Genomic DNA, 12,746 nt, shown 5'->3' on the forward strand with positions numbered 1-12,746 from the left:
CCCTGGCGCTCCACGTTTTTGGGCAGCCGTCCCGCCCAGCGTCCTCATTTAACTATTTGCAGGCCCGCTTGCGTAAATACAAGTAGGTCGGATTAGACGAAGTCGTAATCCGACAGATATTGAGCCAATTGCATGCCCTCCGCCATTGTTGGATTGCGCTTTGCTTAATCCAACCTACGTTTATGCGCAGACACGACACGGGTTCGCGGAGAGTGGTGGGTACCTCCTCCCAAAAATGTGCGGAGCCATGGATGGCGGAGCCCAAGCGCACAGGGAAGTGCTTGTAGCGTTTTTTGGGAGGAGGTACACACCACTCGCCATTCACCAATCCCGAGACGCATGGGAACCCAGGTTTAATACATCTCTGAACCCACAGGCACACCCCGCAGAGAGTTAGGCAGAGCCTCCCGAATCTCCACATCAATAAAGTGCCCAACCACCTCCGGATTTTCATGCCGGAAATTCACAATACGGTTGTTCTCGGTACGGCCCGCGTATTCGCCGGGGTCCTTCTTGGAAAGCCCTGTCACCAGGATGCGCTGGGTCGTGCCTACCATCTTGCGGCTGATATCCATCACGTTCTGGTTCAGCCGGTCCTGGAGAATGCTCAGGCGCTGCTTCTTCACTTCCAGCGGCGTATCATCCGGCAGGTCTGCCGCCGGAGTGCCGGGCCGGGCGCTGAAGACAAAGCTGAAGGACATATCGAAGCCGATATCGTTGATCAGCTTCATGGTGTCCTCAAAGTCCTTCTCGGTTTCCCCCGGGAAACCAATGATAAAGTCCGACGAGAAGCTGATGTCCGGGCGGATCTTGCGCAGGCGGCGGAGTTTGGATTTGTACTCCAGTGCCGTGTGGCCGCGCTTCATGGCTGCCAGGATGCGGTCGGAACCGCTCTGGACCGGTAAGTGCAGGTGGCTGACCAGTTCCGGTACCTGTTCATAGGCTTCGATCAGCGAATCCGAGAACTCCACCGGGTGCGAAGTGGTGTAACGGATGCGATCGATCCCGTCGATGGTGGCAATCAGGGTGACCAGTTCGGCCATGTCCATCACGTCGCCGTCGTGGGTCTCGCCACGGTAGGCGTTCACGTTCTGGCCCAACAGGTTAACCTCGCGTACGCCCTGGCCGGCCAGGTGAGCGACTTCGGCAATCACGTCGTCCACCGGGCGGCTGACTTCCTCACCGCGGGTGTAGGGGACCACACAGAAGGTACAGTACTTGCTGCAGCCTTCCATGATGGACACAAACGCGGAGGGGCCGTCGGCGCCTGGGTCGGGCAGGTTGTCGAACTTTTCGATTTCCGGGAAGCTCACATCCACCACGCCCACGCCGTTACCTTTGGCACGAACCTCGGTAATCATGTCTGGCAGGCGGTGCAGGGTTTGCGGGCCGAAGACCATATCGACGTAAGGCGCGCGGTCAATGATGGCCTGGCCTTCCTGGCTGGCCACGCAGCCACCCACGCCGATGATCAGGTCCGGCTTGCTGTTTTTCAGTTTTTTCCAGCGACCCAGCTGGTGGAATACCTTGTCCTGGGCTTTTTCCCGGATGGAACAGGTGTTCAGCAACAGGATGTCAGCGTCGTCCGGCGAATCCGTCATTTCAACGCTTTCGCCGCTCTTCAACAGGTCCGCCATTCTGGATGAGTCGTACTCGTTCATCTGGCAGCCATGGGTCTTGATGTACAGCTTCTTGGCCATGTGTCTCAACATATTTTGGTGTGTGGCTTGCGCCGGGAGGTCAGGATTGGCGCTTAAAAAAGTTAGCTGGCCATTATAACGGGCTGATCAATCCGCAACCACCTCTGTCTCGGCAATCCTCTAAATCGCTTGTGGTATTATTCATTTTCCTGGGCTCGGGAGTTGAAGCGGTTGGGGCGAGGCTTTCCAAAAAACGCCCGTGAATACGTCCCTGTAGGGCTCGGTCGCGCCATCCCTCGCGCTCCACGTTTTTGGAAAGCCTCGCCCCAACCACTTCTCCGGCTGACGTGCAAAACCTCATCCACGTAGGTCGGATTAGGCAAAGCCGTAATCCGACAACCGAAGCCTGAAACACCACTGATCATTAACCAAAACTCCAATGACCCCCGAACGCCTAGCCCGAATCAAACAAACCCTCAACACCCGCCAACCAGACCTCAGCGTCCTCACCGACCAGGTCCACAAACCCCGCAACCTCTCGGCCATCATTCGCTCCTGCGACGCCTTTGGTCTGGCCAGCATGCACGTGGTCTGGCCGCGGGAAGGCTTCCGGGCGTTCCGCAAAACCGCCGGCGGCAGCTACAACTGGGTCACCACCCATACCCATCCCACCATGGATGAGGCGGTTAGCACACTGAAAGACCAGGGACACAAACTTTACGCCGCACAGCTTTCAAATCGAGCAATTGATTACCGGGAAGTAGATTTCACCGTACCCTGCACGGTGATCCTGGGTAACGAAGTGGACGGCGTCAGTGACAAAGCCGCCGAGCAAGCAGACGAGCACATTGTGATACCGATGATGGGCATGGTTGAGTCCCTGAACGTATCGTCAGCCTGCGCAATTATCCTTTCCGAAGCCCAACGGCAGCGCAAGCTGGCGGGGTTGTTTGATCATCGGCGATTGCCGGACGACGAATACAACCGCCTGCTGTTCCGCTGGTGCCAGCCCGTCGTAAAACGCTACTGCGACGACCGCCACCTGCCGTATCCACCCATAGATCCGGAAACCGGCGAACTGGTCGATGGAGTAGGCTGGATGCAGGAAGTCCGAAAACTACGCGCAAACCGCCCAAGATGGACGGACACCGCAGCAGAAACAGCTGATGAGTCGTAAAACCTTAGCGCTAACTCGTGACTTGATCGGTCACGGGGTGGGGGTACCTTTTCTGCCGGAAAAAGGTGTCCGAGCGCAGCGAGTTCTTTTTCCAGAAGAAAAGGTACCCCCGCCGCGGGACCAGCCCCTAAGCTACCAGTCTAGCGGATCAGCAACCTCAATCGTCGCGACTTTCCAGATACCGCTGTAACTGCTCCCGCAAAGCCTTAGGCAACCGAGTGATGGTCAACGCATCATTGTCACGATCATAGTAAACCGCCTGATTAACCAGATCCGAAGAAAACGAAACACTCATACCACCCCCAGAACCCGCAATCCGCACCAGCTTCTTCACCTTGCGATGATCCGGGTGCAGCACGCCGCTCTCCGGAAGCTCGGCAGTCTCGCTGGCAAACTCCTTGAAACGCTGCGGCTGATCCTCATCCAGGTACCCTGACAGTGCCTCAATAGCCACCGGCTCCCCCAGCGCATGCTGCTCCTTGGAAAACTCATAGGCCCTAGCGCGAATCTTGCCCGCTTCCTCCGGCTCGGAAGACTTCGCAAACGCCTCAACAGCATCCATGAACGTCAGGGTTTCCTTCTCCACATCCACCTGGTTGGTAAAACCACACAGCCGGATAAACAGCTCGCCCGGCTCACCGCTACCACGGGCATGGACCAGAGTCAGGTAATTCTCTCCGGCGTTGTCGCTTTGCCAGTCCTCCAGCTCGATACGAACAGCCAGGTTCAGCCGGGAAAGACTGAGCACGTCCGTGGTGTCCAGCGACTGCTGCCCATCGAACCGCAAGGCACTGTCAGTTTCCAGCACCAACAGATACATCACCTCCCCATCCGCCAGGGCCTCGTGCACCAACATCAGATGCCCCTGGTGTTCTTCCTGACTGCCATTCAGCAACTCCTGCCACTGGTCGAAGATACGGTCGGTCAGGGAAGTAAAGCTCTGCTTGTCCTCCAGATAATCCTTCAACCAGGCGCTAAAAGGCGACTCACCAATATCCTCGGAAAAGCGACCGTACTTCTTGCCGGGCTTACTGTTGAACAGGCGCTTCATCTGTTTGTGTAGGCCCTCATAGTCGCCGCCGGGCTCGGACAGGGCCTCGCCGGGACGCACCCGGGCCGGCTGGCCGGGTTGAAGTTGGCTGGCGAAGAGTGTGCGGAGGTGCTTGATGGCCATGGAGTTGTTGGATCCTTGCTTGGTAATACATGAGAGGTTCTGAGGATAAACCTTCAGGGGGTGGGATTGTAATGGATTTTGTGGGGTTTTGGGGGAAGTTGGTCTTGGGGGAGGGGGGGCGGAACTGGTTTGTCGGATTACGGCCTTTCAGGCCTAATCCGACCTACATTTGCGGGAATATTTTAAATTTGTTTGATCGGTCACGGGGTGGGGTTACCTTTTCTGCCGGAAAAAGGTGTCTGAGCGCAGCGAGTTCTTTTTCCGGCAGAAAAGGTAACCCCGCCGCGGGACCAGCCCCCAAGGTTTCAGACCAGGGGGCGAAGGTCCAAAAAAGCCAGACTAAACCCGCTTGTGCCGCACCAGATCCTGAATCAGAGAATTGACCGCGTCGGTAATTTCCTGATCATCGTCTGCAGAAACAGACGCCGACGCCACATCGGTACCGAGGTTTACCACAATCGCAACCAGGCCGTGGGCACTGATCACCTGGGCGGCGCGGCGCCGATCGTCGGCATTGCCGGCGTTGTCTTCGGTCAGAACGACGGATGTCTTGCCCTGATCGAACAGGGCACGCTCCACTGCCAGTGCCAGCGCTGTGGCCTGCTTGCCGTTACAGGCAATGATCGCTGGCTTCTGGGCCAGGCGACGCTCACGCTCCTCGCTGGTCACCGGATCCAGCGACTCAACCGTCCCCGCGGTGCCGGCAATCATGCCTGCGCCAATGGTTACGTTGGTCAGCCGGTCAATCACAATGAAGCTGCCAGTGGCGTGGTTGCGCGGGTAGGCGTCAAACGCAATGGGCTGGCTAAGCGTCAGCTCACACAGGCCAATCTCGTTCAGCTGCAGGGCAGAGGGATTATCGTTCCTCTCCAGAGTGTTCACATCAGTCTGGTGATGAATCTTCTTCACCGTGCCGGAGGTGAACGTGGGGCCGAGCTTGATGTCGTACAGGCGACCGGTTTCCAGCGGGCCATCGGTCATCCACACGATATTGGCAGTGAACCGGTTGCCCACTTCCGGCTCATCCTCGGCCTTCACCAGCATGTCGCCGCGGCTGACATCAATCTCATCAGCAAGTGTCAGCGTTACCGCCTGATCGATGTAGGCCTCGTCCAGGTTGCCATCAAATGTCACCACTTCCTTGACAGTACTGGTGCGCCTGGAAGGCAGGGCCATCACCTTCTCTCCCGGGCGAATCACCCCGGAGGCGATGGTGCCGCAGAAGCCGCGGAAATTCAGGTGGGGACGAGTAACGTACTGTACCGGGAAGCGGAAATGCTCCAGGTTCTTGTCGTGGGAAACCTGGACGGTTTCCAGAATGTCCATCAACGGCTGGCCGGTGAACCAGGGCGTGTGCTCGCTCTTGTTGACAACATTGTCGCCTTCCAGCGCTGAAATCGGTACGAAGCGGATATCCTTCAGGCCCAGCTTGTTGGCAAAGGCCAGATAGTCATCCTTGATTTCGTTGAAGCGCTCTTCGCTGTAATCCACCAGATCCATCTTGTTGATGGCCACCACGATGTGACGAATACCCAGCAAGGACGCGATGTAGGAATGCCGACGGGTCTGGGTCAGTACACCGTGGCGGGCGTCAATCATCAGGATTGCCACCTGGGCGGTAGACGCGCCGGTGGCCATGTTACGGGTGTACTGTTCGTGGCCAGGGGTATCGGCAATGATGAACTTGCGCTTGTCGGTGGAAAAATACCGGTAGGCCACATCGATGGTAATGCCCTGTTCCCGCTCTGCCTGCAGTCCGTCCACCAGAAGGGCCAGGTCCAGCTTTTCGCCGGTGGTGCCCATCTTGGCGCTGTCGGTTTTCAGGCTGGCCATATGATCTTCGTAGATCATCTTGGTGTCGTGGAGAAGGCGGCCAATCAGGGTGCTCTTGCCGTCGTCGACACTGCCGCAGGTCAGCAGGCGCAGCAGTTCCTTGTTCTCGTGTTGCTTCAGGTAGGCCTGAATATCTTCGGCAATCAGATCAGACTGGTGTGACATCTTAGAAGTACCCTTCCCGCTTTTTCTGTTCCATGGAGCCGGCCGAATCGTGGTCAATAACGCGGCCCTGACGTTCGGAGCTGGTGGCCAGCAGCATTTCCTGAATGATCTCCGGCAGGGTGTCTGCCTCGGATTCAATGGCGCCGGTCAGCGGGTAGCAGCCCAGGGTGCGGAAACGGATGGATTTCATCATCGGCTTCTCGCCTTCTTTCAGGGGCATGCGGTCGTCGTCCACCATGATCAGCGTGCCGTCGCGTTCTACCACCGGGCGCTTGGCCGAGTAGTACAGGGGAACGATCTCGATGTTTTCCAGGTAGATGTATTGCCAGATGTCCAGCTCGGTCCAGTTGGACAGCGGGAATACCCGGATGCTCTCGCCCTTGTTGATCTTGCCGTTGTAGATGTTCCACAGCTCGGGGCGTTGGTTTTTCGGGTCCCAGCGGTGGTATTCGTCACGGAAGGAATACACGCGCTCTTTGGCACGGGATTTTTCCTCGTCCCGGCGTGCACCACCAAAGGCCGCGTCAAACTTGTACTTGTCCAGCGCCTGCTTCAGGGCCTGGGTTTTCATCACGTCAGTGTGCTTGGCGCTGCCATGGGTAAAGGGGCCGATACCCTGCCTGATTCCGTCTTCGTTCTTGTGAACGATCAGGTCCAGGCCGTACTCCTTTGCCTTGCGATCCCGGAATTTGATCATTTCCTGGAATTTCCAGGTGGTGTCTATATGCATCAGCGGGAAGGGTAGCTTGCCCGGGTAGAAGGCCTTGCGGGCCAGGTGCAGCATCACTGCGGAGTCCTTTCCGATGGAATAGAGCATGACCGGGTTGTCGAATTCGGCTGCGACTTCCCGGATGATATGGATGCTTTCAGCTTCCAGCTGTTTGAGATGCGTCAGGTTGTAAGTGGTCATCGTATCCTGTTACCGCGTTTGCGTGCCTCCGGATTAGACAGAGGCTGGGCGTGTGAATGCGGCAATGATACCAGATCTGGCCATGGCATAAGAAGACGGGTAACTAGAGTTTGCTGCTATAACAATATAGCGGCATTGTGGCGGGGCAATCCATGGGAAGGGTGCTTGTTTGCTCAGGGCACCGAAGCGGCAAGCAGTTTGCTGACGTAATTATTGACGTACTCGAACCCGTTGCCTTCAAACTCGGTGAACTGGACGCCAAGCTGGAACTGGTCGCGGGCAATGCGGCGCATGTGGACGATATTGCCGGTAGTGACAACCGAAACGGGCTGCTGGGCAACCACAGGTACTGAAAACGTTGCCGTGACGGATATCCAGTGGCCGGGCGCGGGCGTTTTCTGGCCAGGGACCAGTTTCTTGACGGCTTCCCGGTCACACAGGATCATGATCCCTGTTCGCGAAATATTGGACACCATACAGGTCAGGCAGCTGCCATCGGGTTTTTCAATTCTGGCTTCAGTGGCAACATCAACACGTTGCTGGTTGCGAAGGTTTGGCTTGGCGGCAACTGGTTTCATAGTGACTCTTCTGGCATCTCTGGTTTCAAAGGAGGCTGCCTTACCCATCGTTCAGTCCTTTTTATACTTGCTGTTGCGCCTTGTTTTATACACAAGAAAGTCCCGCAGATTGTCATGATTTCCTAACATGACGTGCACGGGATAACGGCAAGCGCTTATTATTTCGGTCTTAACTCCCTGAAAGTCTAGTTGTTTGTTTCGTGATCGGCAAGTTGCCTGTCGCTAAACCTGTCAGATTTGTGAACTGAATATGAACATGGCGTCACTGATAGTGACGCCTGTTAAATCCGGATGGGCTGAATTCCCTGTTCGAGTTCACTGACGGCAGCAGCCCGGCTGAGGTAAACTACGCACCACCATTCACCTGGCGCTGATTCAGGCGCTATGATTCCGTGCAGGTTATGACAGACAAAAATCCTTCCGTTTCCCAAAGCGGCAAAGTTGGCTTCATCAGCCTCGGCTGCCCCAAGGCTCTTGTTGACTCAGAGCGCATCCTTACCCAACTGCGGCTGGATGGCTACGACGTTGTGCCCACCTATAATGACGCCGACATTGTTGTGGTCAACACCTGCGGCTTTATCGATGCCGCCAAGCAGGAATCCCTGGATGCCATTGGAGAGGCAATCAGTGAAAACGGCAAGGTGATCGTCACTGGCTGTATGGGTGTGGAGGCCGACAAGATCCGCGACACCCATCCCGGTGTTCTGGCGGTCTCCGGCCCCCACGCCTATGAGGAAGTGGTCGGTGCCGTGCACCAGTTCGTGCCGCCGAACAAGCAACACGATCCTTTCACGGACCTGGTTCCACCCCAGGGCATCAAGCTGACGCCGAGGCATTACGCCTACCTGAAGATCTCCGAAGGCTGTAACCACCGCTGCACATTCTGCATCATTCCCTCCATGCGCGGTGACCTGGTCAGCCGCCCCATCGGCGATGTGATGGACGAAGCGCAGCGACTGGTAGATGCCGGAGTCAAAGAGCTGCTGGTGATTTCCCAGGACACCTCCGCCTATGGCGTGGATATCAAATACCGCACGGGCTTCTGGCAGGGTCGTCCGCTAAAAACGAAAATGCAGTCACTGTGTGAAGCATTGGGCGAAATGGGTGTCTGGGTGCGCCTGCACTACGTATATCCCTATCCCCATGTAGACGACATTATTCCGCTGATGGCCGAAGGCAAGATCCTGCCGTACCTGGACATCCCGTTCCAGCACGCCAGCCCGAAAGTCCTCAAGGCCATGAAACGCCCGGCCCACGACAGCAAGACCCTGGAGCGCATTCGCAAGTGGCGGGAGATCTGCCCGGAACTGACCATTCGCTCCACCTTCATCGTGGGCTTCCCCGGCGAAACCGAAGAAGATTTCCAGTATCTGCTGGACTGGCTGGATGAAGCGCAGCTGGATCGGGTAGGCGCGTTCAAATACAGCCCGGTGGAAGGCGCCAGGGCCAACGAGCTGGAAGGTGCCGTGCCTGAGGAAGTAAAGGAAGAGCGCCTGGCCCGCTTCATGGAAAAACAGGCCGAGATCTCAGCTGCCCGCCTGCAGGCCAAAATCGGCCAGACTATAGACGTACTGATTGACGAAGTGGACGAGGAAGGTGCCATTGGTCGTTCCAAGGCAGATGCGCCTGAGATTGACGGGATGGTTTATCTCAATGAAGAGACTGACCTGGTGCCCGGGCAGATTGTTCAGGCCGTGGTTGAGCATGCGGATGAGCATGATCTTTGGGGTCGGCTTGTTTAGTAGCCTTTGAGTTGGGCTCTAACCTTCTGGGCTTGGAGCTGACGCACGGGTGGGGACGGCTTTCCAAAACACGCTCCTTCGGCACATCCATGTGACGCTTGAGCTCCGCCATCCATGGCTCCGCACAGTTTTGGAAAGCCGTCCCCACCCGCGCTGGCCGAACACGCAGTTAGCGCCAAACGTAGGTCGGATTTACCCGTGAAGGGCATAAAAGGCGAAGCGTAATCCGACACCGTGTTAACGGTCGATCCCATTTGTCGGATTACGCTTCGCTAATCCGACCTACGATGAGGTGTTTGTCCGGCGTTATCACGGAGTTGATAGGCCTTGGTGGGAGGCTTCTCCCAAAAATGTGCGGAGCCATGGATGGCGGAGCCCAAGCGCACATGGGTTCGGCCGAGCGCTTATGAAGCGAAGCTTCATGCGACAGCCGAACGACAGCAATCTGTGATTGCTGGCCGGACCCCGCAGGGGTGCTTGTAGCGTTTTTTGGGAGAAGCCTCCCACCGAGGCCTCCCCCCACATCAAGCAGGCTAGGGCCGCAGCAAGAATCCCCGACCCAAAGCCCGAGGGTTATCCCCCAAGCTTCTTAACCAGAATCTCGTTAAACAGCTTCGGATTGCCCTGACCCTTGGAGGCCTTCATCAGCGGCCCCATAAATCCGCCGAGCATCTTCTTCTGCTTCTTGGGATCGGACTCCTGCTGATACTGGGCCACCTGATCCGGCATGGAGGCGAGTACCTCGTCCACCATTTTCTCCAGTTCGCCGGTGTCAGACACCTGCTTCAGGCCTTTGGCGTCGATAATCGCGTCCACATTGTCGTTCTCGCCAGACCACAGGGCTTCGAATACCTTCTTGGCACCGGCCGAGGAAATCGTGTTATCGGCAATGCGCACCACCAGGTCACCCAACTGGGCACCGGAGATCGGCGAGTCGGCAACAGATTTTTCTTCTGCGTTCAGTCGTGCGGAGAATTCGCCCTGGACCCAGTTGGAAGCCAGTTTGGCATCTTTCCCTCGATCCGCGGCGGCTTCGAAGAACGCCGCGAGTTTTGAATCACTGGCCAGCAGGCCTGCGTCGTAGTCGTTCAGGCCGTACTGCTCCATGAAGCGTGCCTTGCGGGCGTCCGGCAGTTCCGGGAGGCTGTTGCGGGCTTCGTCGATAAAGGCATCGTCGATTTCCACCGGCAGCAGGTCCGGGCAGGGGAAGTAACGGTAGTCGTTGGCTTCCTCCTTGGTGCGCATGGAGCGGGATTCGTCCCTGTCGCCGTTGTACAGGCGGGTTTCCTGCACGATGGTGCCACCGTCTTCGAGGATATCCATCTGCCGCTCCACCTCGTGGGCGATGGCCTGTTCCATGAAACGGAAGGAGTTCAGGTTCTTGGTTTCGGTGCGGGTGCCCAGAGTGTCAGAGCCTTTCGGTTTGAGCGAGATGTTCACGTCAAACCGCATGGAGCCCTGGGACATGTCGCCATCACAGATGCCCAGTGACGTTACAATACCGTGTAGCTTCCTGGCAAAGGCCACCGCTTCCTCGGCATTGGTCATGTCCGGTTCAGTGACCACTTCGATCAGCGGGGTACCCGCCCGGTTCAGGTCGATGCCGGTCATGCCGTGAAAGTCTTCATGCAGAGACTTGCCGGCGTCTTCTTCCAGGTGGGCGTGGTGAATGCGCACACGCTTGGTCTCACCGTTGGCCAGGTCGAGATCCACATAGCCGGGGCCCACGATGGGCCGCTCCAGTTGGGTGGTCTGGTAGCCCTTGGGCAGGTCCGGATAGAAGTAGTTCTTGCGTTCGAACACTGAACGGCGTTCGATCTCTGCATTGACCGCCAGGCCGAACATCACCGCGTAGCGGAACGCCTGCTCATTCGGAACCGGCAGGGTGCCCGGCATCGCCAGGTCAACGGCGTTGGCCTGGGTGTTGGGCTCGGCGCCATAGGCGGTGCTGGAGCCGGAAAAAATCTTGGTTCGGGTGGCAAGCTGAACGTGAATTTCCAGCCCGATCACAATGTCCCATTGCATAGTCGCTCTCCTGTTTCTGGCCTGTTCCGGGCTTATTGCGGTTCACGCTGGTGCCAGTCGGTCACCTGCTGGAATTGATGGGCAGCGTTCAGCAGACGCGCCTCGGAGAAGTAGTCTCCGATAATCTGCAGGCCAACCGGTAAGCCGTCCACGAATCCCGCTGGCACCGACATGGCTGGAATTCCCGCCAGGTTAATTGCCACGGTAAACACGTCCTCCAGGTACATGGTGACCGGGTCGTTGGACTTCTCGCCCTGGATGAAGGCCGGGGAGGGCGTAGTCGGGCTCATCAGCACATCCACTTCCCGGAAGGCGTCAATGAAATCCTGCTGGATCAGCCTGCGTACTTTCTGGGCTTTCAGGTAATAGGCGTCGAAATAACCGGCAGACAGCGCATAGGTGCCCACCAGAATCCGGCGCTTCACCTCGGCACCGAAACCTTCGGCCCGGGTGCGAGTGTACATGTCCATCAGGTCTTTCGGGTCTTCGCAGCGGTAGCCATAACGGGCGCCGTCAAAGCGTGACAGATTGGCAGAAGCCTCTGCCGGGGCAATGACGTAGTAGGCAGCAATCGCAAGGTTGGCGTGGGGCAGGGACACGTCCTTCACCGTGGCGCCCAGCTTTTCATAGTCGCGGATAGCGCCACGAACCTGCTCTTCCATTGCTGCGCTGAGGTTATCGGCAAAATATTCCTTCGGCAGGCCGATGCGCAGCCCTTTCAGGGGCTCATCCAGCGTTGCCGTATAGTCAGGTACCTCCCGGTCGATGGAGGTGGAATCTTTTGGATCGAACCCGGCCATGACATTCAGCATCAGGGCCGCATCTTCAGCAGAGCGTGCCATGGCGCCGCCCTGGTCAAGGCTGGAAGCAAACGCAATCATCCCGTACCGGGATACCCGGCCATAGGTTGGCTTCAGACCGGTCACGCCACACAGGGCTGCCGGCTGGCGAATTGAGCCACCGGTATCCGTCGCCGTCGCCGCCGGCACCAGCCGCGCGGCAACCGCCGCCGCAGAACCACCGGAAGAACCGCCTGGAACACGCTTCTCGCCCTTGCTCAGGCCCCAGGGGTTCGTTGTCGCACCAAAATGACTGGACTCGGTAGATGAGCCCATGGCGAACTCGTCCATATTGGTTTTGCCCAGGCATACAGCTCCCGCCTTGCGGAAGTTCTCCGTGACCGTGGCATCGTAGGGTGGCACAAAGTTCGCGAGCATCTTTGATCCACAGGTGGTGGCTACCCCGTTGGTGCAGAAGATATCCTTGTGGGCAAACGGCACCCCGGTCCACGGCGTGGCTTTGCCGGCCGCCCGCTGCTCGTCCGCAGCATGGGCATCCGCCAGAGCCTGGTCTTCGGTGATGGAGATAAAGCTGTTGAGCTGTTCGTCTTCTTTCTTGAGGCGCCCCAGGTATTCCCGGGTCAGCTCCACACTGGAAATCTTGCCGCTTTCCAGTTCACGGGAAAGTTCTGCTACGGATTTGTTATGCATGATGAATCCTGA

At 57.5% G+C, this 12,746-nt stretch carries 9 protein-coding genes; 2 read left to right on the top strand and 7 right to left on the bottom strand.

Annotation, left to right across the window (positions count from 1 at the left end):
* Nucleotides 1-353 precede the first annotated feature (353 nt).
* Nucleotides 354-1,700, bottom strand: a complete 1,347-nt coding sequence (miaB, locus tag QPL94_RS09285; RefSeq protein WP_285356967.1) for a tRNA (N6-isopentenyl adenosine(37)-C2)-methylthiotransferase MiaB — start codon at nt 1,698-1,700, stop codon at nt 354-356.
* Nucleotides 1,701-2,079: 379 nt separating this feature from the next.
* Here miaB and trmH point away from each other — a divergent pair, with 379 nt between their 5' ends.
* On the top strand, nt 2,080-2,817 hold the full coding sequence (gene trmH / locus QPL94_RS09290; RefSeq protein WP_285356968.1) for a tRNA (guanosine(18)-2'-O)-methyltransferase TrmH: 738 nt from the start codon (nt 2,080-2,082) through the stop codon (nt 2,815-2,817).
* A 157-nt stretch (nt 2,818-2,974) separates the two neighbouring features.
* On the opposite strand, the gene QPL94_RS09295 is transcribed toward trmH, so the two are convergent.
* The 4 genes from QPL94_RS09295 to QPL94_RS09310 form a co-directional block, all read right to left on the bottom strand.
* Nucleotides 2,975-3,991, bottom strand: coding sequence for a nucleoid-associated protein (locus QPL94_RS09295; RefSeq protein WP_285356969.1), 1,017 nt, complete (start codon nt 3,989-3,991; stop codon nt 2,975-2,977).
* 339 nt (nt 3,992-4,330) lie between these two features.
* Nucleotides 4,331-5,989 (bottom strand): sulfate adenylyltransferase subunit CysN, encoded by a 1,659-nt coding sequence (gene cysN, locus QPL94_RS09300; protein ID WP_285356971.1) that lies wholly within the window; start codon nt 5,987-5,989, stop codon nt 4,331-4,333.
* A gap of 1 nt (nt 5,990) precedes the next feature.
* A complete protein-coding gene (gene cysD, locus QPL94_RS09305; protein WP_285356972.1) occupies nt 5,991-6,899 on the bottom strand; it encodes a sulfate adenylyltransferase subunit CysD in 909 nt (302 codons plus the stop codon).
* A 173-nt stretch (nt 6,900-7,072) separates the two neighbouring features.
* Nucleotides 7,073-7,477 carry a PilZ domain-containing protein gene (locus QPL94_RS09310; RefSeq protein ID WP_285356973.1) on the bottom strand — a complete coding sequence of 135 codons (405 nt, stop codon included), beginning with the start codon at nt 7,475-7,477 and terminating at the stop codon, nt 7,073-7,075.
* A gap of 401 nt (nt 7,478-7,878) precedes the next feature.
* Here QPL94_RS09310 and rimO point away from each other — a divergent pair, with 401 nt between their 5' ends.
* Nucleotides 7,879-9,219, top strand: a complete 1,341-nt coding sequence (rimO, locus tag QPL94_RS09315) for a 30S ribosomal protein S12 methylthiotransferase RimO (RefSeq protein ID WP_285356974.1) — start codon at nt 7,879-7,881, stop codon at nt 9,217-9,219.
* Between the two features lie 573 nt (nt 9,220-9,792).
* On the opposite strand, the gene gatB is transcribed toward rimO, so the two are convergent.
* Both gatB and gatA read right to left on the bottom strand, forming a co-directional pair.
* On the bottom strand, nt 9,793-11,244 hold the full coding sequence (gene gatB, locus QPL94_RS09320) for an Asp-tRNA(Asn)/Glu-tRNA(Gln) amidotransferase subunit GatB (RefSeq protein ID WP_285356975.1): 1,452 nt from the start codon (nt 11,242-11,244) through the stop codon (nt 9,793-9,795).
* A 32-nt stretch (nt 11,245-11,276) separates the two neighbouring features.
* A complete protein-coding gene (gene gatA / locus QPL94_RS09325) occupies nt 11,277-12,734 on the bottom strand; it encodes an Asp-tRNA(Asn)/Glu-tRNA(Gln) amidotransferase subunit GatA (protein WP_285356976.1) in 1,458 nt (485 codons plus the stop codon).
* Nucleotides 12,735-12,746: the final 12 nt, after the last annotated feature.

Source organism: Marinobacter sp. SS13-12 (assembly GCF_030227115.1).
Classification (GTDB): Bacteria; Pseudomonadota; Gammaproteobacteria; order Pseudomonadales; family Oleiphilaceae; genus Marinobacter.